This window comes from Virgibacillus phasianinus (assembly GCF_002216775.1).
In the GTDB taxonomy this organism is placed as follows: Bacteria; Bacillota; Bacilli; order Bacillales; family Amphibacillaceae; genus Virgibacillus_F; species Virgibacillus_F phasianinus.
In genome coordinates this window covers 3,886,906-3,912,680 of record NZ_CP022315.1, presented here as the reverse complement: position 1 = coordinate 3,912,680, position 25,775 = coordinate 3,886,906, and the positions used below count along the sequence as shown (strand labels likewise).

The window sequence follows — 25,775 nt, the reverse complement described above, 5'->3', positions numbered from 1 at the left end:
AGAAAGAATGTGGACTGTATCCAATTCGGTGATTCTACAACCGCAAACATTGAAATCGGTTTTAATGATTTTGGACTTCATTTCAATACAATTCCTTTAACGGGTGGTTTGCCCTTTTCGCACAGTCCCTGACCTGATAATAGTCCGGTTAATATATAGATATATTGAAACAAATAGGTTGTATCTTCCGTATTACTAATATAATTGCAAACAGGAGGCCAATCAATGTTTACTATTGCTGAGGAATTATTATTGCTTGCTATGGACGATGAGAAGGGGACTGTTGTTTTCTCGGCTTCTGACTCCTTACATTATGGATTAGCAGGGGCTATTCTTGCGGAGCTGACAATTTTGGAGCGTATCGAACTTAATGATAATAAGGTTACTGTCATTAATGAAGAGAAAACGGGAGTAACGTTTCTTGATCGGGTATTAATCGAAATAAAACAATCTGATAAAAGTAAGAAGGTTGATAACTGGATTAATCGTATTAGTGGCGAAATGGGGCAAATGAGGGAAGACATGATACAGTTACTCGTGGAAAAGGGTGTATTAAAGGAAGAGGAAAAAAAGGTATTATGGATTTTTCATCAGAGCACTTATCCGACTGACAAAGAAATACCTGAACAGGAAATTCGAAACAGGGTTCATGCAAGTTTATTTGGAGACGAGAAGCCGAATGCAAGGACTGCCATTTTATTAAGTTTGATCAAATCATGTAATCTTGTCGATGAAATATTTTCAAAAGATGAAAGGAAAGAGGCAACAAAACGCTTGGATAGGATCAGTAAAAATAATGATTACGGTAAAGCTGTTAAAACTTCCATTGAAGAAATGCAAACAGCTGTAATCGTTGCGTGTACAACAGTTGTCATGGTTAGTACAATCACTACTAATTGACGGAGCGCTAGGGGATATTGTGTTTATCAACGAAGTATACAACAAATCGATGAGCAAATGATGTAGCCGTGAACCAGAATGCCGCAAAATAAGAAAATGATAGACTTATAGAGACCACTGGAGCACAGAAAGGGGAGCCATCATGGATTATATTTTTAATAAAATGTCACAAGAGCAAGCAGAAAATATTGCGTCAAATTGGCAATATGAAGGAGAATATTCTTTTTATGATTTTGCGGCTGATGAGGAGGATTTGGCTGAATTATTGAGCCCCGAAGAACGTGGGGATAGCTATTACATAGTCAAAGAGGGTAATGATGAAATAGGGTTCTTTTATTTTGAACATGGAGACGTTTCCGTTGAAATTGGGTTGGGAATGAAACCTGAATTAACCGGAAAGGGTATGGGTCTGAATTTCCTTGAAGCTGGAATGAATTATGCTATGACACAATATAACCCTAAAGAAATAACGCTTTCCGTTGCTACTTTTAATGAGAGAGCTATAAAGGTCTATAAAAAAGCAGGATTTGAATCTGTGGAAACCTACATGCAGGATACAAATGGTAGTCGTTTTGAGTTTTTGAAGATGAAGTATGAATGCGCTAAGTAAAAAAACAAGCTGTTAGGTTCTTTTGTTAACGAGCGCTATAGCTGAGCAAGATTGTATTGGATTCGGGTCATTAATCGGAATAACTTAGTCATACGGTGAATTATGTGCCTTTTAAATAAGTGCGATTGCGGAACAAGGAGTAAAAGGGCGATACATATTAGTCATGAAATATGTATCGCCCTTTATTTTTTATAACTTTTTATGATTTTGGTCTTGAAAATTAATTAAAATCCGATAATTTGTAAAAAAGTCTGATACAATTTTGTTAATACTCGCGATTTTTTCGTAAAAGGATCAGTTTGTTACTAAACTAGAAATAAAGAACACGTTCCTTGGTTGGAATTAATACAAGAATCAGAGAGGCGGATTTAAATTGTTAACAAAACCAAAAAAATTACATCGTGGAGATAAAGTGGCTACTATAAGTCCTTCTTGGGGAGGGGCCGGTGAACCGAATCTTAAATGGCGCTACGAGCAGGGTATAAAAAGGTTAGAAAATGTTTTTGGTCTAGAGGTTGTTTCGATGCCTAATAGTTTAAAGGGGGAAGAATATCTTGATGCAAATCCACAGTTACGAGCAGAGGATTTAATGACGGCATTTAAAGATAAGAGTGTTAAGGGAATCATTGCAAATATTGGTGGTGATGATAGCATCCGATTACTTCCATACATTGATTTTAAAGTTATAGGGGAAAATCCTAAAATATTTATGGGATATTCCGATATAACGATTTCTCACTTGTTTTGTCATAAAGCGGGGGTTTCTTCTTTTTATGGGCCAGCCATTTTAACTGATTTTGCCGAAAACGTTGAGATGGATCGATATACAGTTGATATGGTTCGACGTACTCTCTTTTCGAATGAAATTATTGGTGAAGTTAATCCGGCTGAAGAATGGACTAGCGAACGTTTGGAATGGGATGAGGTCAATAAGAACCAGCGACGTACCACGCAGCCAAATTCAGGATATGAACTGCTTCAAGGTTCGGATGTTGTGCAAGGAAGGCTAATTGGTGGTTGTATCGACGTGCTAGAATTTGCGAAAGGCACTCAAATTTGGCCGGAAACGAAATATTGGGAGGATAGCATTCTTTTCTTTGAGACCTCGGAGGATAAACCGGAACCTGATCTTATAAAATATTGGTTGCGAAACTATGCTGCCCAGGGCATTTTGCAAATGACAAATGGAATTATCTTTGGCAAACCACAGGACGAAAAATATTATAAAGCTTATAAAGAGGCCATTCTGCAGGTTATGAAGGAAAGTAATTTGGAAGACTTACCTATTCTTTATAACATGAATTTTGGCCATACCGAGCCGAAATTCATCCTGCCGTACGGTGTGAAGGCAGAAATCAATTGTTGTAATAGAACCTTCTCAATATTAGAAAGTGGAGTTGAGTAAGGTAAGCGACAATCGACATATTTTTTCTCAAACGGGTGCGATTTCAAAAAATAATAAGTTAACGTTAACCGGTTGGTGTAAATATACATTGGTTTATTAAGGATGTAAGTAGAATATTACAATCTTTATTCGGTTTGATTGATGTTGTATGCAGCACAAACCTAGGCCTTAAAAATAAACGAATAAATACGATAAAAGAAAGCCAAAAAAGTGACTACTTTTTTGAGTAGCTGGTGCTTTTCTGATACAAGCAGAGATGCCTCTTGTGCTAGCGCTGCAGGAAAGTTGAACAGGATATTTTTATAAGGAAGGAGAAGGATTTGGATATATTAAATAAAATAAATATAATTTTGCTATCGTGGTAATTTGTTTTGCGTTCTACCACTTTTTTGACTTATTTTTGAATATTGTTTTCCGTTTTTGGCTTTGGTGTTCTTTGGGATTGAAGATGTTAAGAACAGGAGAAAAAACTTGGCTATTTTTTCATAGTTAAAAGGGTTTCAGGACGGTTAATCGAAAAAATAAGCAGTTCAATGTGCTATAAGACCTGGGGGATTTTCTTGAAAAGCATAATAGAGTTTATTTTAAGTGTAGTTTTAATTCTAGGTTGGTTTATATTGATAGCAGGTATCATTGGTTTTATAATTTCGCTAATTGCGAAGGGAATGTTTATAGTGGTTCCGTCTTCGGCAATCGCAATTGGACTTCTTTGTATATGGTTTTATAAGAAATTATCATAAACTTAAAAAGGTTATTAAACTAACTGGTGTATTTGTAACATAAGGATAATCCTCTCTTGTGCTAGTTGAGCAGGATAGTTAAATAAAATAAGGAGAAGAGATAATGGATAATCAATATTTTGTAGGTTGGGGTACATTGGCCTTGATAAATGCGGCACTTGCACAAGGGAAGAATAGGACTGGATTAAACTGGTTTTTGCTTTCTCTTGTACTTGGTCCATTGGCAACACTAATATTATTATTTGTTGAAAAGAGAGAACGGTAGGACTACGATACACAATAATTGATATAAGTTATTAAAGCAAGTGACGTTGTAAAGTTGACTATGCATAAGGTGCGAAGGAGGACTCTGGTGATTAATCTTTTGGAAAACGTTTATGAAATGTCTATAGCAGTGCTTCTCCTATGTTCTTTTTTATTTTATAGACATTTGAAAAAGACAAAACGGGAAAGAAAACTTTCTGTCTTTGAACATGCTATGTATCTAATAACCCAGATTGCAGTTTTTCTATGGTTAGCTAGTTTTCTTCTTCTTACATACGGAGTTTGACCTTATCCAAATAAACGGGCGTTAAAGCTTTATTCATTATCTTACTAAACTAGATAACAGCAATATTTGCAATGGGGGAATTAGCTATGAAAAAAATGCTACTAGTAATGATGATTTTATTTATAACAACATTATTGCTTATGGCTTGTAGTGATGAAGATAATCTAAGCGGAAAAAATGACAACACAACCGAGGGCCAAACGAAAAATGAAGATCTGCAAGACAATACGGAAGAAGACAGTCAAATACATAAAAAAGAAGATAAATCGGAGGGAGAATTGACAACGGACGGTTCTAATGAAACTTCTGCAGAAGAAACAAAAAAAGATGGATCAAACGAGGCCATAGAAAGCGAAGAGAATAACGCATTGTCTCACTATTCTTCTGACGAAATCGAATACGCTCGTGTTTGGTTGGAACTTGGGCCGAATCAGGATATAAATGAGTTGAATGTTCGGCATATTTTAGCAGGTGAACCACTCAATCCTAACGACGAAACGAGTGCTAATTATCCGGAAGACGTTGTCCAGTTATCAGGTTCACGCTTGGTAGATGGATCAGTGACTTATAGCAGTAATGGGGATGGTACGATTAATGTATACAAAGTTCCTTTACGTTGGGACGGCAAGAATCCCGCTGGCAAAGCTGTCTATCAAACTATTAATGAGAATACAAAGACAGCGTACATTGATCCAAGTGACAATCAAAAAGTCATAAAGTACATCAAATTGCTTAATGATGGTAATTGAGCAATAGGGTGAAAATTTGGATTAAGGATATGCACGATACTTTGATTTTACTTGAGTGAAAGCTAGTGACATACGGCGGTATACTTTAAAAGGAGAATAATTAATATGGCTGAAACATCAGGCTGCTTTACTATTGTTATAAATAAAGAAGGTCAAATTTTGTTAGCCAAGCGAAAAGATTATCCCTTATGGGATTTACCGGGTGGAACCCTGGAAAAAGGAGAACCATTAGAGAATTGTGCAATAAGAGAAACGGAAGAGGAAACAGGATATATTATCTCAGTTAAGCGAAAAATAGGAGAATACTATCAACCTCAATATGATGATATGCAGCATTTATTCTTAGGGGAACTAGAAGGTGGTTCACCAATTGAAAATGGTCCTGAAACAGAAAAGGTGAAGTGGATTAGTCTTCATAAATTACCTTTGCTTATGATTCCAAATAGAAAAAAACAAATTAAAAACCACCTAAAACATAAAGATATAATTGTAAAGGACTCAATAACAGTATCGTATTTTAGAATCCTTTTATACAAAGGGCTTTTCAGAGTATTAAGCAAAATATCATAGGTTTTTGATGCACAAAAAATATGCCGCTAGTTGAGCATGGTAAGCAATACGAAGGGCACTGTCTAATAAGGGCTGCGCCTTATTGTTCAATAAGCGGATTAATTGAAAGGAAATTTCTAAAAAGAGAGGAAGTATATGAACCTACTACGCAAAGTGAATATAATTATTGCCATCATTATAACCTGTTCCACATTCTATCATTTTTTTTGTTGGTAGGATTGAAGTACCCTTTAATGTTATTTTGACATTTGTGGCTATTATGTTTCTGTTATTTGGGGTCGAAAATGTAAAAAAAGATAATAAGAAAGTTGGCTATTTTAACATAGTTACTGGAATAATAGTTATTTCTGGACTGATAATCAAGCTATTTTAAAAAAATTGTTTAAAAATCAAGCGCTTATTCCTAACATGGAAAAGGAGAATCATATGAAATATCAAATTGTACCTTTAATGATCATATTACTTTTGCTTAGCGCTTGTTCAGGGAATAAAGAAGCTATAAAAATTGAAGACAAGGGCATGGCAAACGCATTATTTATTCAAAAAGTAGAAGATAATATAGCCAAGGAAGAAATGACCAAATTTGTTAGAGATAAAGATAAAATAAAAAATGTGTTATCTATGGTAGAAGGACTAAAGGTTAAGGAAATGGTAAATGAAAATTTCTTTCGTGAAATGGAATCACAAAACTCTTATACACTTGGATTTAGTGAAAAGGAAAAGTTTGAAGCAACAGGTGAACCTATGCCATACGCTTTTTATATTTTAGAAGATGGTACATTTGCCTTTCCTTATGATGGTTTTAATTCACAGCATCCACTACGTGTTACAAAAGAAAAGCATCCTCAATTGTTAAAAAAAATAAAAAAGCTTTTGGACATAGATTTCTAGAAACGATAAATAAGGAGGGAGGAATTTTTTGGGAAGGAAAAATCTAAAGATATTCACGAAAATCTCGTTCTTTATAGCACTGGCAGTAATTCTTTTTATAATACCATACATATACATATCAATAAGATTGGATGAGAGCGTGGAATCTATCATACGAGTCTTTGCATTACTTGCATTTCTTGCTTCCCTGTTTGGCATTCCTTTAAGCATTATTTCGATGTTCAGTAAAGAAAATTTAGCTAAAAGGATTTTTGCTTTAATTATAAATTTATTGCCAGGCAGTCTCGTTGCTTATGGTCTAATTTTGGAATTTATTAGAGAATTTTCAGAAAATCCACCTTAATCAAAGTCTAATTAAAGAGGGTAGTCTTCCTCAAATGGGCGCCATTTTTGAAAAAAGTGTTCTTCCATTCATTGGGATATTTTGCAGAATGGAAAATTTAAGTAGTTCAGTCGCATAAAATTTTAGTAAAGGAGATCAACATGACAAATTCATGGGAACGACCTAAGCTGAAAGTGCCAAAGACAAAAAGTGAATGGATTTTGGATATTATGGGTTATTCGATTTATTTAGGCTCAATCATTTTTTTGACCATTATTTGGGGAATGCTACCGGAAGAAGTTCCAGGACACTATAACGCCCTTGGCGAAGTAGACCGATGGGGTTCAAAGTGGGAACTCTTAATTTTACCCGGCGTCGGGGTGTTCATACTCCTTTTAATGCAAACTCTTGAAAGGTTTCCTGAGGTTCACAATTATCCCGAACGATTTAATAAATCCAACGCGAAACAGTTTTACTTAAATAGTCGAAAACTTCTTAATCGATTAAAAAACATCTGTCTAGTCATATTTGCCTTAATTCTGTTTGAATCAGTTTCGATAGCCTTAGGATGGAGTGATGGTTTTGGAGTATTGTTTTTACCGATAGCAATTATCGTCTTGGGTATTCCAATTGTGATAGTAGTAAGGGGGAATAAGAAGATAAAATGATATCGGAAAACAATAAATTATTATTTCTTTAAATGGGCGCGATTACCAAGAAGGGATTAAACAATTAAAAAAGTAAATAAATGTTCCGCTGGTAGTTTGTATCTACTCTGAAAATGGTCACAAAGACTGAATAATCGGGTACAATTTCTTTCTATATGCGGGATGTTTTCTTGAAATAACATATTGTATAAGTGACAGAAATTTGACATGATTAGATAAAGATATCTGTCTATTAAAAATCACAGGGGGTAGTTTTTGAGTAAGTCGGTTATTAACAAAATCAAGGGGGATACGATGGATAAATTTGCGAAAATCAGTTTGTCTTCTGTCATAATTCTCCTTTTGGCATGCAGTTGTGGATTGAATGATGAACAAGAAAAGAGGTTAATAAAGGAATCGGAATATGGAACATTGTCAAATAAAGTTCATGAACAAAACATCTATGTCAAGTTGTATCTGCCCCAAGCAAAGTTTTCTGCTTCAGTTGACACAATCCCCTTTAAAGTTAAAAATCTTGGAACCACGACCGAAACAATTGGAATGGAATACCGTGTTGAAAAATATATAAAAGGCCATTGGTATGTGGTCCCTTTTAAACCGAATGTCGGATTTATTATGATTGCCCAATTATTGAAAACAGGGGAGATATACAAAGGTCAAGTTTCAATGGATATGTTGGATTATCGTTTGATTGAAGGAAGATATCGTATTGTCAAAAAAATTGGCTCAATAATACTGGGGGCTGAGTTTCAAATTATCGATTGAAATTCAATCCCATAGGTGGTTAATAAACTTTGCCATTAACGGACGCATTGTTTAAATAAGTGCGTGTCTCCCAAATTTGGTCAGTATGGAATAATTTACTGTGTGTGAAAATGAAGGTTGTGTGTCTATGGAATTTTTTGCAGTTTTACCATTTCGAAAGTATTTAGATAAACCAATAACAATTAATGATTCAGCTGGTGTGCAAATTGGTTTTATTCAGCGAAAGTATAAAAGCTCTTGGGATAAGTTTATAAATTATTTACCATTGTCCTTTTTGGAAACTAGAAATATTAATGGTGAAGATGGCGAGTACGATGTGAAAATAAGAGAGATGTCCTTTAAATCGAACTTGATTAAATTAAAATGGAATGTACATTTAAAAGACTTTAATAAAAAGAGCACTTTTTTATTGGAAGACAAAACGAAAATCAGTACAAATCCCCGCATGCTATATTATAAAAATAATAAAGAATATATTTTTAAAAAAGATATATTTAATCGTACTTGTGAAATTTACTTAAATGATGATTATAATACTTGTGCAGAAATTAAGATAGATAAAATAACCCCACCATCATTGGGTATTAAAGTTAAAACTAATGATTTGTCAGCTGTTGAGTTACTAGGAATATACTACATAATGAATCTGATTTATTAGTAATTACCTGGATTATATCAATCTTTGCTCCTCTATATTAAATTAAAGGGACATTAGGACCTGAGGGTGGCATAAGGTTTGTGGAGTCTTTGCCATAGATCAACGTTAGAGAAATAAAAAGTCTATTAGCAAAAGAGGATTTTAATTTGAAAAAACTTGTCAAAGTGTTAGCGGTGAAAGACGAAGAAAGGAAAGAAATAAGGAATTCTCTGCCATTTTGGGTAGGATGATTTTTTATCCGTTCCACGATTATAAAAATTTCACTGACGGAATACATAAATGCAGCAATATATGGGATATGACAGAGGGAGAGAACAATATGGAAGTAGTATATCTTGCAGGTGGATGTCTCTGGGGAGTACAAGCCTTTATAAAAACTTTACCTGGGGTTAAATTTACAGAAGCCGGAAGAGCTAACGGTACAAGTCATACACTTGAGGGTGATTATGATGGGTATGCCGAATGTGTAAAAACAGGATTTGATCCGACGGAGGTAACAATCAGTGAATTAATGGGATATTTATTTGAAATCATTGATCCATACAGTTTGAATAAACAAGGACAGGATGTTGGCGAGAAATACAGAACAGGAATATATAGTGAAAAGCCGGAACACTTAACGGAGGCGAGGGCGTTTCTTAGTAAGAGAAATGATTATGACCTGATAGTTGTTGAAGTATTACCCCTTACAAACTATGTGAGAAGTGCAGCGGAACATCAAGACAGGTTAACTAGATATCCAAATGATTACTGTCATATTCCAGAAGAAATAGTAAGCAAATATAAAGTCTAACGATTGAACATAGGCAAACCGACGGCGTAAGTGGCGCAGAGTAAAAATACGCCTGTGTTACCAGAAGAGGAGTGATCCTTATGAAAAAATTTATACTAAGTGCAGCGGGTGCTATACTAATCGGTTTAATTATCGTTACAGTAATCTATCATCAAAATGTCAATGAAGTCACATATCCACAACTGGGACAGCTAAACAAGGGGCAGGATAACCAAAATTCACAGAATAACTTGGAACAGCCTCGGTCTGAGCAGTTACAGCCGATTAACAGGAATGATACGATTACATACACTTTACAAAATAACGAGCTAAACATTACCTTCAATAAAGGGAAGGATTGGATTAAAGTACCGGTCGAAAAGGATCTATTATTTGAGGGCGAATATAACGGAAGTGAACAAGAACTGATTGAAAATAGCTATGTCCTTACAGAAGAAAGAGCTGCATTTTTATATTCGAAAGGACCTAGCTGGGATCAAAAGGGAATTTTAGTAACCTATTCACTAGACCAAGGGAAAACCTGGGTGACAACTGTAGTTACCAAGCCATTTCCAGCCATGCGATTCAGAAAGATAGATTTCCTGAATGATCAATTCGGCTATATCATCCTATCTGGCGACCGGACCATGTCACAAGAATATTCCATTGTTTATCTAACCCATGATGGCGGGAAAACCTGGAAGGCTACAAAGCAACCACCAACAACAAGATTAATTGCTTCTGGTGGCTTTGTGGATGAAACAACAGGATTCTTATCCTATGGAACGATTAATCCTGAAGAACCTAATGTTTATGTGACACAAGATGGCGGAGAAACGTGGGCACATGCAGTATTTCATATTCCGAAAAAGTATGATCAAATCTTTGTTCAGGCAGAAGTTCCGGTGAAAGAGAAAAGCCATTTGGCGGTTGTAGTGAATCAAGGTCCGAATGGTGATTATGCAGGCGGGGAAGTGAAGGGAAAATTTATTTCTGAGGACAACGGTAAAACATGGGAGTTCTCAAAGGAGGTACAGCCAAATGAAACAGCATATCAGTAAACTAACGAAAATAATTGGCTGGATCCTATTCCTTTTGGCAATTGCGGCTTTCTGTGTACAGTTGGGATTTCTATACGTTGATGCGAAATTCCAAGCAACGTATATTGACAATCGGTTATTTTACATAATAAATATTTTCTGTATTTTTTCTTTAGTGCTGGCTGTTTTGGTTCTGCTTAGATTGACCAAGCGTTTCAAAATTGTTCTAACAAGCATTGTGGTGGTTTTCATTGTTGTTCAGGCTGTTATGCTTATTGGCAGTAACCAGGAAATCAAAAACATTACAAGTGTATCGCCTGATTGGAAGCATGTTTTATCTATTAAAGAAAATACAGAGACTGGGAATGCCGTTTACTATCGATCTTATTATGGTATTCTGGCCCGTCCAAAAGAAAAGTTGCCATATGAAACTAGTGGAGAATTTAAAGTGGAATGGTTAGCTAAAGATGTTGCGGCTGTTACTTACAAAACAGCAGATAATACTATTCAGCAATACGTCGGTACGTATGGGGACCGTGGCAGTGGCCGTTCCTACTATTATGTTGGAGCAGAAATTCACGGGAAATGGCAAGGCAATAACATCGAGGTAATAAGTGACACAAAAGGAATTACTGTGACTGAAAACGGTGAAAGTGAATTATTTGACTGGGACAGTATACATCAATTTGGTACACTTGCTGTTGTTTTAAAGAAAAATGACGAGGCCGTTTGGACCATTTCGTTAAATGAAAATTTTGAGGTTCATTCCGCTGCTTCTGAAAAAACGGTAGGAACTATTAGTTTATATAAGGCAACGATGGGAGACAGTCAGCCGATAATACTTCGCTATAAAGGTTCTAATTAGAATATTTCAGTTAATGTGTGGGTGAATCCGAGTAAAGGGTTTAATTTTAAGGATTAATCGTATATTACGGCTTTTCCTTGTTCACGTAACTTTTTTAAAGATGTAATCATATGATTTATATTTCATCGGAATATCTTTCCCATGAACTTAATTCAGCTATTACTTTCAAAGGAGATTTAGACGTATAGGAAAGATTGGTCAAAGGCTTGGTTTGATAAACTAAGTTGTGATCAATCTTTATTTGTGCTGGTTTTGTGCTAGTGGGAGACAGTGAAACATATTTATTAAATTTCCAATAAGAATTTAAAAAAAGTGAAGCCAAATAAAGAGAATGTTCGTCTAATATATATACATCATTTAGAGAAATGAAGGTGAGGGAAATTATTGAATTAGTTTATAAAGCGCAAAATGGTAATGATGAAGCCTTTTTGACATTGTTTCAAGAGTATGAAAAAGATATTTATAAAATGGCGTATTTGTATGTAAAAAATAAACATGATGCACTTGATATTGTTCAGGAAACTGCATATCGATCATTCAAAAAAATAAACACATTGAAAAACCCAAAAGTTTTTAAAGCATGGTTAATTAAAATAGCGGTAAGTTGCGCAACTGATATGTTAAGGAAGAAAAAGAAAGTGACATTTTTAAACCCAGAATATACGGATTTCACCGGTGCAAGTGATGAAGACATACCCCTCGAATTATCTTTGCAGGATTTATTAGAATCATTAAATGAGAAAGAAAAAAACATAGTGTTCTTGAAGTACTATTACGGCTATACCTTCAGTGAAATTTCAGAAATGGAAGGATCCCCCTCAGGCTCAATTAAATCTGCCTTATACCGAGCATTAGCAAAGCTTCGAAAACGGGTTAGGAGAGTTGATATGTATGAGTAATAAAATCAAAGAGGAGTTAGAAAAGATTGAAATTCCGGATGAATTACATAATAGGGTCAAATTAGGGGTCGAGAAATATAAAACTGAGTCTAGGAATCATAATCAACTAATTAAAAGTAAAAAGAAAGTAAAATGGGGTATTGGTAAGAAAATTGCTTTTTTCAGTAGTGCCGCCGTACTATTGTTTGCGCTCTTAATTGGCTCAGCGTATGTCTCACCATCCATAGCAAAGGTAGTAGCTAAGGTTCCTTATTTTGGTTTATTTATTAAACAAGAAGAATATAAACAGGCGGTGTATAGTGTAATCCTCGACGTTACCAATGAAAAAGAATATAAAATTGGTTCAATAGAGGCCTCAGTTCCAAAGAGGGAGATTACACTATCGATAATTGGCTCAAAGAAAAAAGTTAATTCCATAAAGGATGATTTAATTAAGGACATAAATGTTGCATTAGTGGACCAAAACTTCGGGGAATATGACATTGAAATAGAGAAACAACAAGAAATGAAAGGCAAAGACGGCGGTATGGTACTTAGCCAGGAAGCCAGGCAGAATATGAAAAACAGTCAGGAACTTGAAGCAAATATAATCAAGCAACTAAAAGGTCATAACTATACAATGGCATTCCCTGTACAAGTACGCATTAACAAGGTCGAAAAGTTTATTTATGTGGCGGTTCCAAAAACTGAAAAAAGAACAGAAGAGTTACATGAGTTATTGGTTGCTACATCCAAGGACTATGGGGAATTCAAGATTGAGATAAGCAAGATAGATATGGATGCACGTAAACAAGAAATAAGATGGGGCAAAAATAACATTATTGGTACACTTGTGGGAGGATTAATGGAAAATGAAGACTTTAAGGTAACCGGATTTTCTTATTCTTTCCATCCACTACCGCTTCAGATTAAAGTTAAGACATCTCTTAACCCTTCTGATCCAGGGGCAAAACAGGTTGCCAATGAGATTAAAGGCGAAATTAATTACTTTATTCAACACCATGAAAAAACAAAAGAAGTACGAAATGATCCATATGAGATCCATATATTCGGCAAAGATAAGAAGGAAATAAATTAATCTGCGGATATTCGTCTATGTTTATGTTACTGTTTCGGCTTTCCAAAGATAAGAGCCGTTTTGTCCTTTCTTTTCTGTAATAAGGAATATTGGCTGCACTTCCTTGAGTAATTAGTCCATTAGAATTTGAATCCACGGGGTTCCTTTACGGGTAAAGATAATAAACATTTACCATAACAGATCACCATTTTGCTATCCGATAATAAATCCCAATAGGTTGTCATGGGCACCTTTATAACCGTAATTGTGATAAAATTAGGGGTAATATGAGGTGATTATATGCGAACTGGAATAGCCAACGCACCCCTTCATGGTGGACATTGTCCCCCATGGTTATTTGATAAAATGAAAAAAATGGGTGCATCAATCATCAAGGTAATCGTCATGGAATATGGTACGGAAGAAGTTTTACGCCGATTATCCGACCCTGTATGGTTTCAATCTTTTGGTACTGTATTGGGGTTTGATTGGAATTCATCTGGTTTGACTACAGTTGTTTGCGGCGCCCTGAAGGAGGGGCTGCGTGAGGAACAGGGTGAATTGGGTTTATTTTTTGCCGGGGGTAAGGGGAAAGCGTCTAGAAGAACCCCGTCGGAAATTGTGGAATTCGGTGATAAATACAGTTTATCAAAGGATTTAAATCACCTTCAACAGACAAGCCGTACGGTGGCAAAGGTGGATTCTGCTGCGGTACAGGATAATTACCAGTTGTACCATCATTTCTTTGTTTTTAATCAAACAGGTAATTGGGCAGTTATCCAACAGGGAATGAATACCAAAAGTCGCTTTGCCCGCCGATATCACTGGTTAAGTGAGGGCCTGAAGGATTTTACCAATAACCCTCATCAAGCTGTTTGCGGTACGCGCGAAAATGGAGTGCTTAATTTAGTATCGGAACAAAATCAAGCTACTAGGTTAGCAACCGTGGAAATTTGCCGGGAAAGTCCAACCGAGGTGAAACAGGTTTATCATGCTATTATTGACCAGTATAATAATCGAAAAGGTCCCGTTTCACAACAGTTGGATCTTTTTGCGCAAGATGATAATGATTCCCACAGTGTATCATCCACGGGGAATTATTCAAGCCAATCATATCCGGCCATAACGATGTCCTTCAATCATTCCATCCCATCAGCAGGCTACCTTGATAAGGTTTTATATACTATTTACAACGAGCCACCGGAAACATATAAACAACTATTGGAACTAAAAGGGGTTGGGCCCAGTACTTTGCGTGCATTGACAATGGTGGCAGAAATTACACATGGTGCCAAGCCAACGTTTCATGATCCAGTAAGGTATGCATTTGCCCATGGAGGTAAGGACAACTATCCATTTCCGGTGCAAAAAGAAAATGTTACCAAATCCCTTGATGTACTAAAAAAAGCTATTGAAAAAGGGGAAATGGGAGAAATGGATAAATTACAATCCCTTCGTCGACTGGCAAAGCGAGGGGAACAACTAGGCAAAGGTATAGATGCCAGTTTAAACTCCTCAGGTGGATAACTACGTTTGTTTGGCAACCTGTTTACGAACAAATATCCACCCAAAGCTATCAGATTAAGGATCTTACCGATAAAAGAAGTTTTACTGAGTGATTCAGTCATAGAGAAATCCGAACTATGATTCCAAATTCTTTAATTAGAATTTGGATTAGTTCGGATTTTTTTCTGGGCTGTTTTTGTAAACCTTACTGCGAATTGTCCATAAACAGCGACGTACAGCGACGTGATTTCCGCTACGGGCAGTCGCTTTCCGCGGGCGGTTGGTGAGCCTCCTCGAGCTCACGCTGAGGCCACTGAAAAAGGTAAAATGTAGTACAAAATAGGTGGATCTATCATCGCATCTTGAATATACTGCGCTTTCCGCGGGCGAGTGTCGAGTCTCCTTGCCCCGGCAAGGGGTAGCCGACGTTGCCCGCAAAGGGCGGTTTTAGTCGGGCCTCATTAACTGCCGTCCTCCGGGGTCTCGCCGATCTCTCACTTCCCGCAGGACAAGGAAAGCTTCCCCGAATAGGCATCGCACGAAGAAAAAGTGTTTTTTCTTTTTCGAGGAGTCTCCGTATATTCAAGATGCTAGGTAAAGGTGAAAAGCTAAATTTGTAAAATCCACCACTTTTTCAGTGGCCTTCTCACGCTCTGCGGGGTCTCACCTATGCCTATCATCCCGCAGGAGTCGACTACCCGCAGTTCCAATCACTGAGAGTGAAGAAATGAATGTTATGGCACTATAGGGAGCGCAGGACGCCAAACATGATTTTTAGTTACGTCGCTTATTGAAAAAGCAACGTTTTAAACTGTCTATCCTGTGATTGTTCGTCCTTGAGTAGTTATGTCCCAGCCTCATTGGTGTGTGTCCAATTGATGTAAAACCAGGTATCTTCATATATAATACCCCGAATACGACGACAGTATAGTAAAGGGAAGAAAGAACAACATAACAAGGTAGTTGAAGTTAGTTTGCAGTTCAACATTATGGAGGAAAGATCATGGAACCACAATTAACTTTTATGATAGTAGCATGCCTTGTTTTGATTACAATTGCCTATTTTATTCCTAAAAAAATGAAGTGGTATGAAATTTATACAACTGCTGTTTTTATGACTTTGTTCGGTCTTATCGTTGATACAGTTCTTGCCGTTAAATATAAGTTTTATGTGCTTGATCAAGAAGGAGTACAAATTCCAGCCCTTATTGGACAAATTCTTTTATATTCTTCTTCTACCATCATCATATTAAATGCTTTCCCTTATCATAAGTCGAAAAAAAGCAAATTAATTTATGTCATATGTTTTTCTATTCTATCTATTATTTTTGAGTTTATTGCTGTTCAATTTGGCTTCATTAAATACAACGAATGGAGAATCTGGTATTCGGCATTGTGTTACCCATTTATCATTTCTTTTGTCATTTTACATTTCAGGTTTTTTAAGTGGTTAGTGAAGAGGTCTATTTGGAAATAAGTTTATCAATGGTCATAAAATAACTCGCTAGGTCATATTTTGTAGAGGCATAACATATTGGCAGTTAAGATACGTGAAAATTTAGATTGAATCTGATAATCAGGTTATATCGTTAGGCAGGGGGAGTGTATGTATGGGTAAAGCTTGTTTTTATTGCAGGGGCAGACAAAACGTTCAGAAGTTATATTCCTGGAAGGAACCAGAATACTTTCGACTATATTGTAGGGATTGTATAGATCGTATCAAAAAGGAGGAATGGAAGTCGAAGGAGGAATTTTTGGATTACTATTCTAATAAGGTTCATTATAATAGGTTGGATGATAAATCAAAGGAATTATTTCAAAGGCTAAAGAGAGAAGAATAAGGGATATTTTTCTGGGTCAAAAAACTCTAGTATGGCTAATGTGCGGTTTCCTCACAACAAATTGCCAACAGGTTCATTTCTGTACGGAAAATACTTCAAATAGGGTGGTTTCCAAATACTGGTTGCAGGTGGGCCACACTATTTTAATATGTCACAAATGGTTTTCCCCTCACTAGTAACTACCCCCGAACCTTCCAGTAGTTATTAGCAGCAGCACCGTTTGATAATGAATGGAAATTACATGAGATGCTGCAATTAGGCTATCTGCATTGGTAGAGTATTTTGGGCGCAGCTTTTCTCTTATTTTTATAGAAGGCTGTGTCATTTCGACCCCTTTTTGCGCAAGTTTAACCGCTAATTTAAAACCTTCCTCTGGCGTATTGGTTTGTAGACTACTAAGCCCATCTTCCACATGACTCACATCCTTGACTATATTTATCATAATCATATGTACAAAGCACATGTGATATGAATAAATACGTTATAACGATGAGCCATTCATCACCGTTTTGATGGAGTATCCATCCAATTTGCGGAGGATACTGGGACAAAGGGTCATCGCATAAGAAGCCTAGGTATGGGGTAGTGATATGACTGAAAATATTATATAACTGTTATGGCCCCTTTGAATTGAGGTTAAATCTTTATCCATTCCAGAATAGGACACGCTTCTGGAATAAGAATTAGCACCTATTGACATAAGGGTTATATTGTGAGATGAAAATAGCTATTGATTTGGAGGATTGACAAAATGAGTGGAAAGCTAAGATTACGCCCTTTGGAACGAGAGGATTTAAAATTCGTTCATGAATTAAATAATGATCCAAAGATTATGTCCTATTGGTTTGAGGAGCCTTATGAGGCTTTTGTCGAGTTGCGAGACTTATATGATAGGCATATTCACGATCAAAGTGAGCGTCGTTTTATAGTGGAAAAAAGCGATGAAACACTTGGGTTGGTTGAGCTAGTTGAAATTGATTATATCCATAGAAGATCCGAATTTCAAATTATCATTGCCCCAAAGCATCAGGGTCATGGATATGCAATTGATGCAACCCATTTGGCAATGGATTATGCTTTTAGCGTATTAAATATGCACAAACTATATTTAATAGTAGATCAGGAAAATGAAAAGGCGATTCATATCTATAAAAAAGTTGGTTTTTCAGTTGAAGGTGAGCTAAAGGATGAATTTTTCGTTGAAGGCAGCTACCATAATGCTGTAAGAATGTATATCTTTCAGCAGCAATATCTAGAAAATAATAAACGTACTACGGATTTATTGTGAAACAAGCGTCACGTTTCTTCTCGTACTATTTGGTACTTTCGGAATAAAAGGTTTTGAAAAAAGCCTGTATCAATGATTACTTGGTAATCCGTGATACAGGCTTTATCTATTCGTAACTAAACTGTCCTAACTTGAATAAAAACGGAAATTACTGGGGAAAAGAGGAGTAGCGAACAGCCAGTTGGGTTGAGATAATGAGACGAAGGAAAAGGCAAAATGTGCGTAATCCAGGTGTGATTTTTCCATCGAATAGGTCAAAGAATTAGCTGAGAACCTGAATGATCAGTTTCCTATCGCTGCTGATTAAAGCAGCTCCAATGGCATTGATATCGACAAAACGGCCGCTTAAAGGGGATTTGAAATAATGAAAAGTTTTGAGTATGGAGATGAAAAAATCAGTGACGGGGAAATTATGGTTGCCATACCCTCCATTGTGATTAGTGTGGGAATTTTATCATTACCAAAAGAATTGGCTTCTGTAACGATTTCATCAGATGGGTGGATAGGTATAGTTGGCGGTGGCATCATTGCCATTCTGCTTACATGGTTACTAGCTAAACTAGTGGTGAGTTTTCCAAAGCAATCTTTCTTTCAGATTATTTCTGCCGTTCTGACCAAACCGGTTGCGATCATTATTTCGCTGGTATTTGCAATGATTTGGTTAAATGCAACAGCGCTTGAGGTTCGAAAAATTGCTGATGTTTCCAAACAATATTTGTTTGACCGCACCCCCGTTGAGGTTATTGCACTTAGTTTTATTCTCGTTGTTGTATACGCTGTTTCGGGGTCAAGAGCTGGCCTATTTCGATTAAATATGATGTTCCTGCCGATTATTCTGTTTATTGCCCTCACTGTTTCTATATTCAATATTGGATGGTTTGACCCAAACTTATTACTGCCAATATTTAAAACGGATTTTCAAGGCTATCTTAAGGGGTTGCATGCAGGAACTTCCTCTTATGTTGGATTTGTTATTGTTTTCTTTTATATTGGATTGGTGGATAATTCCAAAAAAGTACCAAAATTAACTGCCCTCGGGATGTGTATACCTGTTGTTTTATATACAATCCTTTTTATTATGTGTATTGGTGTATTTGGAAACGCGGCAACGTCAAATCTTCTTTATCCAACCATCGAATTAGCGAAAGAGGTACAAGTTCCGGGGGATTTTTAGAACGATTTGAGTCCGTTTTTTTCGTGATTTGGATTATGGCCATTTTCAATACAACGGCAATGGCATTAGATATCGTTGTCCTGTGTCTTAACTCTATCTTTACGAAAACAAATAAAATAAAAATCGTTATTTTATTAGCGCCGCTCGTTTATCTCATTAGTATGCTTCCGCAAAACATAATGGAAGTTACGGCATTTGGGTCAATTACGACTGATATTGCATTGATCTACACCGTCCTGGTGGGGTTGGCCCTGTTTGTCATGGCGAAGATAAGAGGAGTGAATAGGGTTACAAAATAAAAAACTTATCTGCTCATTTACAGGGATGGGGATTCCGCTGCGGGGAAAAGACAAAGGGAGTGGAGATACAGTGCTGAAGGGAATATGCAACTAAGAAGCAAGTGTTGGGATAACGCCCGTGTAGCGATGGACTGGAATTTTCATCAACAATATTTCAAAAAAAGCAAACATGATTTAGTCCATGTTTGTAAAATTCCTTTACCATATTCTAAATGCGCTTTGTAAGAATAGATGTGGCGATAATAATCGAAACACCCAACTATTAATCAAATTGTGCTAAAATCGAGGAGTATTATTTTTTGAAATCAGGACCTTGCAAATGTTATTGGATCGGCTGTAGTGGATAAATCGAAAAATAGACGCGGGACAAGGGACCTGTCCCGCGTCCCAGTTTGGAGCGAGTTTATGGGAAATGTAAAGAAGCAAAGGTCGAAGAGGCTCAAGATTATTTTACGAGGATTAATGATTGTTATTGGAGGGTTTATAACTGCATACGGACTTGAGGCGGTATTAATTCCGAACAATGTATCGGATGGAGGCGTGACGGGGGTAAGTATCGTTGGATCCGAATTGTTTGGGTTGCCTTTAGGGGTGCTGATTGCCATCTTAAACCTGCCATTTATCTGGTTAGGATATCAGCAGATTGGCAAGTCATTTGCCATTAATTCGGTTATCGGAATTGCTTCCCTATCTATTGCCACAAGTGTCATGCATTACATACCAACTATTATTCAACAAGATACCATGTTAGTCACCGTTGTTGGAGGAGTGATCATCGGTTTTGGAATGGGACTGGCTTTACGGAATGGTGGCGCATTGGATGGAATCGATATGCTGGCCGTCCTGCTTTCCAGGAAATTGCCATTTGGTACAAGTGATTTGATCCTGTACTTGAATGTATTTGTATTTATCATTGTTTCAACTGTATTCGGATTTCAAGGGGCAATACTTTCTGCTATTGCTTATTTTATTGCCTCAAAAGTGATTCATGTCGTGGAGGAAGGGTTGAGTGGATCCAAAACCTTTAAAATCATTACAAACCAGCCTAAAGTAATGGTTGAAACGATACGGGACCGTTTAGGGCGAAGCGCAACGTATAAAAAGGCATATGGCGGTTATTCGCATGAACAATTTACCGAAATCACATGTGTGATCAACCGTTTGGAAGAAAGTAAAATAAAAGAGATTATTAGTGATATCGACGAAAACGCCTTTGTTACTGTGTATGAAGTAGCAGAAGTAAAAGGTGGTAATTTTAGAAAGAATAATATTCATTAGAATCTGCGCTGTTTATGATTGCACGTATCAAATCCAAGGGTGCAACAATGGATAATGATTGAATAGAGCCAACAAGGGTGCCGCTAAATGGCGCCCTCTTAAAGCCTTTCATGTGAATCAAGCCTTGTGAGTCCATAAGCCACAAGGTATATAAAAATTAAAATTAAAAAAGAGTAAAAGTAGCTCCAATTTGTCTGATAATAATAAGGTGAATAGCTCAGGAATGGGAGAACTACAAAGGATGTAATACCTGAAAACAAAATTGCTTTGATGATTGGATTAACTTTTGGTTTTATTTGAAGAGTAAACATAACTGCTATAGGAATGAAAATTGCATCCCAGGGAATTAGATTAGGTGTACCTGGAATCAAATCATATCTGTAGTCATACCAGTTATAAAAGTCACCAAGGGTATCTAAAAATACAGCTAATATACATGAGGAAAATCCGGCAAGGAGCAGTCTGGCAGTGCTCATTTTCTTTCGATATCGAATGAATAGCAGTATAATAACAACACTAATTATAGCTAAAAGGATCCATTGCCAGCTTAAAAAGACATATTCATTCCAAAGCTCCCTTTTTTCAGTGAAAACGCTTATTAACTTATCACGGTTTTCATTGGTTTTTTCAATATAGTTATTCAAAGTGCACACTCCTCCACTAGTAGATCTATGGTTAAATTGTTTCCTACTTATAGAAAAATATTAATAAATCATTAAAAAGAAGCTTGCTGCAGCGCTCATCATAAAATGGCGTTAGATCTATGTGCTAAAATGAATAACAGATTCATTTTTATCGAAAACATCCTATACAATAGTAAACAGAATTACCTATCTAGGAAGGAAGTTATTTTATTGACTACAAGAACAAGCATACGAACCATGTCGCCAGCCAATGATCCGTGGGAAGCATATATGGATGTTGAAGAACATGGGGCAATGACATTATCGAATGTTGAATTTACGACCACGAATTTGTGTAATATGCGTTGTGCTCATTGTGCCGTTGGTTATAGCCTGCAATCCCGGGATCCCGATTCATTGCCGATGGATCTTATTTTGAAGCGGCTGGATGAAATACCGCATCTTCGCACGATGAGCATTACCGGCGGAGAGCCAATGATGAATAAAAAGTCGATTCGCAATCATGTGCTGCCACTACTGGAGTATGCACACAGCCGCGGTGTTAAAACACAGATAAATTCAAATTTGACTTTGCCCTATGACAGATATGAAGCAATCATTCCATTTTTAGATGTACTACATATTTCCCATAATTGGGGAACGGCTGAAGAATTTGCGGAAGTCGGTTTTGCCAATATGGAGCGGAAGCCTTCCAAGGAAAACCGCAAAAAGTTTTTCGACCGTCTGATAGAAAATTCCCAGCGGCTTGCCAAGGATGGTGTAATGGTTTCAGCGGAAACGATGCTGAATAAACGTACTTTCCCATATCTAGAGCATATTCATGACCAAATAAGGGAAATGGGCTGTGCACGGCACGAAATTCATCCAATGTACCCAGTTGATTTTGCCAGTACATTGGAGACGCTGGAATTGGATGATACCCGTATTGCGATTAACCGGCTGCTTGATCATCAGCACAAAGATATATGGATGATGTTTGGAACATTGCCTTTTTATCCGTGCAGTTCTTCACAGAAAGATTTGGATTTATTAAAAAGACTGTATCGTGAGGACAATGTGAGTGTACGAAATGACCCCGATGGCCGTTCCCGCTTGAATGTGAATATCTATACGGGTGACATTATCGTAACCGATTTTGGGGATGAACCAACACTTGGAAATATACAGGATACGTCACTTCCTGATGCATATTCAAAATGGCTGGATACACCAACAGCCAAAAGCCTGAATTGCCATTGTCCAGCAGTTAAGTGTCTTGGTCCGAATCTGCTTGTCAAGAACACCTATTATTCGGATGTCGATTTCCAGAAAAGGAAAACACAGATTAACAGTTAATTTTGTTATTGAAGGTAAATCTCTTAACCTATTGAAAAATAATTCAATAGGTTTTTTGGTTGTGAAATTTGAAGTCAATTAACGAAAATCCATAGCCTGAATACAATGATGCCAAGGTGCCCAATAAGATCTAAGTTAAGAGGGGGAATGGCAAAAATGTTTATCTACGTCGTTAAACCAGGTGATTCGCTGTATACCATTGGTCAAAAGTATGCTGTATCTATAGACATGATTCGGCTCGTCAATGGATTGGTATCACCGGAAATTGTTCCCGGTCAGGCCTTGTTAATTCATACATTTATTTATATTGTCCAACCGGGAGACAGCTTACATCAAATTGCCCAAATGGCCTACGTTTCCCTGGACCGATTAATGAGTGCCAATCCAGGTTTAGACCCAGACAATTTGCTGCCTGGAATGGAAGTTGTCATCCCGGAGCATCCTGACTACGTTGCTTCAACATTAGGTTATACGTATATCACAGGCTCTGAAGATGACCAGGAAATCATTCGAAATTATGCCCCATATGCCACTTACTATCCATTTTTTGAGTATCATTTTTCAAGCGATGGTTCTCTTAGTCAATTGGATGATTTGGAGGCTATCGAAACAGCCTGGACCGTAGAAACTGCTCCTCTTGCTACGATAACCAATTTAACACCCACTGGTTTCAGTTCGGACTTGACCCACCAAATGCTGCATGATTCTTCATCGAGACAAACACTGATTGATAACATCTATCGTCTTGTATCAACAAGAGGCTATGCAGGTGTCCATATCGATTTTGAAAGAATTCCGGCTGAGGATCGCGATAGGTTTTCCACCTTCTTAAGTGAGCTTAAGGAGAGGCTCGAACAGAAGGAGTTGCTGCTAACTATCGCCGTACCTCCCAAAACAAGCGAAGACATTCCCTGGCAAAAAGGGTATGATTACGGAGCGATTGGATCGGTTGTTGATTTCATGTTAATTATGGCCTACGACTGGCATCACAGTGGAAGCGTACCCGGCCCCATTGCTCCGATTGAACAAGTCCGACAAACGATTGAATTTTGTCTGACAAGGGTCAGTCGACAGAAAATCCTGCTAGGTATCCCACTTTACGGATACGACTGGACAGTGCCGTACAACCCGGAGACAGTGGCAACCGCAATTTCTAACCAAAACGCAGTGGAACTGGCCATCAGCCATGGTGCTCCAATTCAATACTCCAAGAAGTTTGAGTCGCCATATTTTAATTATGTTGATCAAATTGGACAGAGACATGTTGTATGGTTCGAGGATTCAAGAAGTATTGCAGAAAAAAACAAATTAATTAAGGAATATGGGCTCCTGGGACTTGGTGCCTGGCAGCTAAGTCTTGGATTTGCCCAGGGACCTTGGTTGTTAGTTGAATTTTTCAAAGTCAGGAACGTCGTTTAAGGGGGAAGTGGATTTCGGCGAGGATTTCATCTTCTTTTAAATCAATTTTCTGATAGAATGGAATTGAGTCTTGATGTTGAAAAAAATAGATATTAAAAAGGTCTAAGATTAGTAGTTGGATTCTACTTTTGCCAAATCAGAAAGTTTCCTAACGAACTGGTGGAGCAAATATGTTAGTAATCCTTCCATTCCTAGAACCATTTTAATGTAAACGTTCAGTTGGTGGAACATAGTTTTTTTGGGACTTAACTATGCTTTTCCCTCTATACTGTTCCAACTATACTTAGAAGGAGCGCTGGAAATGAAGGTTCTCATTTCAATAGATTCATTTAAAGGCAGTATTTCATCCATAAAGGGAAGTGAGGCGATCGCTTCCGGTATCCAAGAAGTGTACAAGGATGCGGAAATTACGACGCTTCCTTTAGCAGATGGCGGAGAAGGTACAGTTGAAGCGTTGGTACATGCATTATCGGGGAAGAGGGTGGAAAAAGTTGTCACGGGACCATTGCATGAAAAAGTAAATGCTACGTATGGGATCGCGAACGATGGAAAAACGGCTATGATTGAAGTCGCAACAGCTTGCGGCCTCCCGTTAATTCCAAAGGGTGGTCTAAATCCTATGAAGGCGACAACCTATGGGGTCGGTGAGTTAATTTCGGATGCCATTGAAAAAGGGTGTCGTCATTTTATTATCGGGTTAGGCGGCAGCGCCACGAATGATGCCGGTGTCGGAATGCTTCAAGCGTTAGGATATCGATTTTTAGATAACCAACTTCAGGAGGTTGGTTTAGGTGGAAAGGCTCTGGCTGGGATCGATAGGATTGTCGTGGATGATGTAAACCCTGAATTAAGTGAATGCACGTTTCAAGTAGCATGTGATGTAAACAATTTACTTTATGGCAAGGAAGGTGCAGCATATATTTTTGCCCCGCAAAAGGGTGCAACAGAAGAAATGGTTGTGAAACTTGATCAAGGGCTAAGTCATTTTGCATCTATCGTATCCGATCAAATGGGAATCGATATCCAGAATAGGAAAGGTGCAGGAGCCGCTGGGGGGTTAGGCGCTGCTTTTTCAGGATTTTTACAAGGTGAGCTACAGTCCGGAGTGGATCTTGTATTGGACGTAATCGGCATGGAGGAACAGCTGCGTGATGTCGACTTTGTTATCACAGGCGAGGGGATGTTAGACAGCCAAACCTCCATGGGAAAAGCGCCAATCGGCATTGCCCAAATGGCAGCAAAATACGACATACCCGTTATTGCGCTTGCAGGAAGTGTTAATCAGGAAGGTTTTAATTTAAATGAAAAAGGGCTGACATCCTGTTTTTCCATTATTCCATCGCCCATGTCACTTGATGAAGCAATGAATACTGCCGTTACTTTTAATAATTTACGTTTTACTGCCAGTCAGCTTTTTCGGCTGATTCGATCAGTTGGGGGACAGAGGGACAGGTTTCTTGTCCCTTCCTAGAGCATGACAATTCATGTAGAATAATATTACTAGCTCTTATTTTTAATTGGGAAGTGACA

27 protein-coding genes and 2 pseudogenes are annotated in these 25,775 nt (G+C 37.4%); 26 read left to right on the top strand and 3 right to left on the bottom strand.

The features are described from left to right. The first annotated feature begins 225 nt into the window (after positions 1-225). The 16 genes from CFK37_RS19035 (at position 226) to CFK37_RS18960 (ending at position 11,505) form a co-directional block, all read left to right on the top strand. Positions 226-900 carry a GOLPH3/VPS74 family protein gene (locus CFK37_RS19035; RefSeq protein ID WP_089063357.1) on the top strand — a complete coding sequence of 225 codons (675 nt, stop codon included), beginning with the start codon at positions 226-228 and terminating at the stop codon, positions 898-900. 142 nt (positions 901-1,042) lie between these two features. Beyond that, positions 1,043-1,510 carry a GNAT family N-acetyltransferase gene (locus CFK37_RS19030; protein WP_089063356.1) on the top strand — a complete coding sequence of 156 codons (468 nt, stop codon included), beginning with the start codon at positions 1,043-1,045 and terminating at the stop codon, positions 1,508-1,510. A gap of 373 nt (positions 1,511-1,883) precedes the next feature. Then, positions 1,884-2,915 (top strand): S66 family peptidase, encoded by a 1,032-nt coding sequence (locus tag CFK37_RS19025; protein ID WP_089063355.1) that lies wholly within the window; start codon positions 1,884-1,886, stop codon positions 2,913-2,915. Positions 2,916-3,758: 843 nt separating this feature from the next. Next, entirely contained in the window at positions 3,759-3,920 is a 162-nt protein-coding gene (locus CFK37_RS20250) for a hypothetical protein (RefSeq protein WP_172840537.1), read from the top strand. Between the two features lie 60 nt (positions 3,921-3,980). Next, a complete protein-coding gene (locus tag CFK37_RS20480) occupies positions 3,981-4,205 on the top strand; it encodes a hypothetical protein (protein WP_089063727.1) in 225 nt (74 codons plus the stop codon). Positions 4,206-4,291: 86 nt separating this feature from the next. Next, positions 4,292-4,954 carry a hypothetical protein gene (locus CFK37_RS19010; protein ID WP_089063353.1) on the top strand — a complete coding sequence of 221 codons (663 nt, stop codon included), beginning with the start codon at positions 4,292-4,294 and terminating at the stop codon, positions 4,952-4,954. A gap of 105 nt (positions 4,955-5,059) precedes the next feature. Beyond that, positions 5,060-5,524, top strand: coding sequence for an NUDIX hydrolase (locus CFK37_RS19005; RefSeq protein WP_245837268.1), 465 nt, complete (start codon positions 5,060-5,062; stop codon positions 5,522-5,524). A 250-nt stretch (positions 5,525-5,774) separates the two neighbouring features. Next, positions 5,775-5,897: a DUF3953 domain-containing protein gene (locus tag CFK37_RS20750; protein ID WP_425445394.1), complete on the top strand. Its 123-nt coding sequence runs from the start codon at positions 5,775-5,777 to the stop codon at positions 5,895-5,897. Positions 5,898-5,950: 53 nt separating this feature from the next. Next, complete coding sequence (locus CFK37_RS18995) at positions 5,951-6,415, top strand: hypothetical protein (RefSeq protein WP_089063350.1); 465 nt, start codon at positions 5,951-5,953, stop codon at positions 6,413-6,415. 28 nt (positions 6,416-6,443) lie between these two features. Continuing rightward, entirely contained in the window at positions 6,444-6,758 is a 315-nt protein-coding gene (locus CFK37_RS18990; protein ID WP_089063349.1) for a 2-acyl-glycerophospho-ethanolamine acyltransferase, read from the top strand. A gap of 140 nt (positions 6,759-6,898) precedes the next feature. Beyond that, positions 6,899-7,405, top strand: coding sequence for a DUF1648 domain-containing protein (locus CFK37_RS18985; RefSeq protein ID WP_089063348.1), 507 nt, complete (start codon positions 6,899-6,901; stop codon positions 7,403-7,405). A gap of 255 nt (positions 7,406-7,660) precedes the next feature. Then, positions 7,661-8,170: an immunoglobulin-like domain-containing protein gene (locus tag CFK37_RS18980; protein WP_089063347.1), complete on the top strand. Its 510-nt coding sequence runs from the start codon at positions 7,661-7,663 to the stop codon at positions 8,168-8,170. A 127-nt stretch (positions 8,171-8,297) separates the two neighbouring features. Beyond that, positions 8,298-8,828: a tubby C-terminal domain-like protein gene (locus CFK37_RS18975; RefSeq protein ID WP_089063346.1), complete on the top strand. Its 531-nt coding sequence runs from the start codon at positions 8,298-8,300 to the stop codon at positions 8,826-8,828. 319 nt (positions 8,829-9,147) lie between these two features. Next, positions 9,148-9,621: a peptide-methionine (S)-S-oxide reductase gene (locus tag CFK37_RS18970; protein ID WP_089063345.1), complete on the top strand. Its 474-nt coding sequence runs from the start codon at positions 9,148-9,150 to the stop codon at positions 9,619-9,621. A gap of 80 nt (positions 9,622-9,701) precedes the next feature. Further along, the gene (locus CFK37_RS18965; RefSeq protein ID WP_089063344.1) at positions 9,702-10,661 is read left to right on the top strand and encodes a WD40/YVTN/BNR-like repeat-containing protein; all 960 of its coding nucleotides are present in this window, start codon (positions 9,702-9,704) and stop codon (positions 10,659-10,661) included. Beyond that, a complete protein-coding gene (locus CFK37_RS18960) occupies positions 10,642-11,505 on the top strand; it encodes a hypothetical protein (protein WP_089063343.1) in 864 nt (287 codons plus the stop codon). The genes CFK37_RS18965 and CFK37_RS18960 overlap by 20 nt, the downstream gene beginning before the upstream one ends. A 53-nt stretch (positions 11,506-11,558) precedes the next feature. On the opposite strand, the pseudogene CFK37_RS20475 reads toward CFK37_RS18960, so the two are convergent. Further along, a pseudogene (locus tag CFK37_RS20475) lies at positions 11,559-11,695 on the bottom strand (NAD(+)--rifampin ADP-ribosyltransferase); the annotation flags it as partial. Between the two features lie 238 nt (positions 11,696-11,933). On the opposite strand from CFK37_RS20475, the gene CFK37_RS18950 reads away from it, so the two are divergent. The 4 genes from CFK37_RS18950 to CFK37_RS18930 all read left to right on the top strand — a co-directional run bounded on the left by CFK37_RS18950 (position 11,934) and on the right by CFK37_RS18930 (position 16,444). Beyond that, positions 11,934-12,404: an RNA polymerase sigma factor gene (locus CFK37_RS18950; RefSeq protein WP_342746723.1), complete on the top strand. Its 471-nt coding sequence runs from the start codon at positions 11,934-11,936 to the stop codon at positions 12,402-12,404. Beyond that, positions 12,397-13,482 (top strand): DUF4030 domain-containing protein, encoded by a 1,086-nt coding sequence (locus CFK37_RS18945; protein ID WP_089063341.1) that lies wholly within the window; start codon positions 12,397-12,399, stop codon positions 13,480-13,482. Before CFK37_RS18950 ends, CFK37_RS18945 begins: the two co-directional genes overlap by 8 nt. Before the next feature lie 291 nt (positions 13,483-13,773). Continuing rightward, on the top strand, positions 13,774-14,988 hold the full coding sequence (locus tag CFK37_RS18940; RefSeq protein ID WP_425445393.1) for a DUF763 domain-containing protein: 1,215 nt from the start codon (positions 13,774-13,776) through the stop codon (positions 14,986-14,988). Between the two features lie 982 nt (positions 14,989-15,970). Further along, on the top strand, positions 15,971-16,444 hold the full coding sequence (locus CFK37_RS18930) for a CBO0543 family protein (RefSeq protein ID WP_089063338.1): 474 nt from the start codon (positions 15,971-15,973) through the stop codon (positions 16,442-16,444). 536 nt (positions 16,445-16,980) lie between these two features. Here the strand turns inward: CFK37_RS18930 and CFK37_RS18920 are convergent. Then, entirely contained in the window at positions 16,981-17,220 is a 240-nt protein-coding gene (locus CFK37_RS18920) for a hexameric tyrosine-coordinated heme protein (RefSeq protein WP_245837267.1), read from the bottom strand. A 339-nt stretch (positions 17,221-17,559) separates the two neighbouring features. On the opposite strand from CFK37_RS18920, the gene speG reads away from it, so the two are divergent. From speG to CFK37_RS18905, 3 genes and pseudogenes are all read left to right on the top strand, one after another. Further along, complete coding sequence (speG, locus tag CFK37_RS18915; protein ID WP_089063336.1) at positions 17,560-18,096, top strand: spermidine N1-acetyltransferase; 537 nt, start codon at positions 17,560-17,562, stop codon at positions 18,094-18,096. Between the two features lie 364 nt (positions 18,097-18,460). Next, a pseudogene (locus tag CFK37_RS18910) lies at positions 18,461-19,569 on the top strand (GerAB/ArcD/ProY family transporter). Positions 19,570-19,974: 405 nt separating this feature from the next. Then, entirely contained in the window at positions 19,975-20,847 is an 873-nt protein-coding gene (locus CFK37_RS18905) for a YitT family protein (protein ID WP_089063335.1), read from the top strand. 98 nt (positions 20,848-20,945) lie between these two features. On the opposite strand, the gene CFK37_RS18900 is transcribed toward CFK37_RS18905, so the two are convergent. Continuing rightward, entirely contained in the window at positions 20,946-21,491 is a 546-nt protein-coding gene (locus CFK37_RS18900) for a CBO0543 family protein (protein WP_089063334.1), read from the bottom strand. A gap of 237 nt (positions 21,492-21,728) precedes the next feature. Here CFK37_RS18900 and yfkAB point away from each other — a divergent pair, with 237 nt between their 5' ends. From yfkAB to CFK37_RS18885, 3 genes are all read left to right on the top strand, one after another. Beyond that, positions 21,729-22,826 (top strand): radical SAM/CxCxxxxC motif protein YfkAB, encoded by a 1,098-nt coding sequence (gene yfkAB / locus CFK37_RS18895; RefSeq protein ID WP_089063726.1) that lies wholly within the window; start codon positions 21,729-21,731, stop codon positions 22,824-22,826. Positions 22,827-22,982: 156 nt separating this feature from the next. Continuing rightward, positions 22,983-24,245, top strand: a complete 1,263-nt coding sequence (locus tag CFK37_RS18890) for a glycoside hydrolase family 18 protein (protein WP_089063333.1) — start codon at positions 22,983-22,985, stop codon at positions 24,243-24,245. Positions 24,246-24,546: 301 nt separating this feature from the next. Then, on the top strand, positions 24,547-25,716 hold the full coding sequence (locus CFK37_RS18885; protein WP_089063332.1) for a glycerate kinase: 1,170 nt from the start codon (positions 24,547-24,549) through the stop codon (positions 25,714-25,716). Positions 25,717-25,775 lie beyond the last annotated feature (59 nt).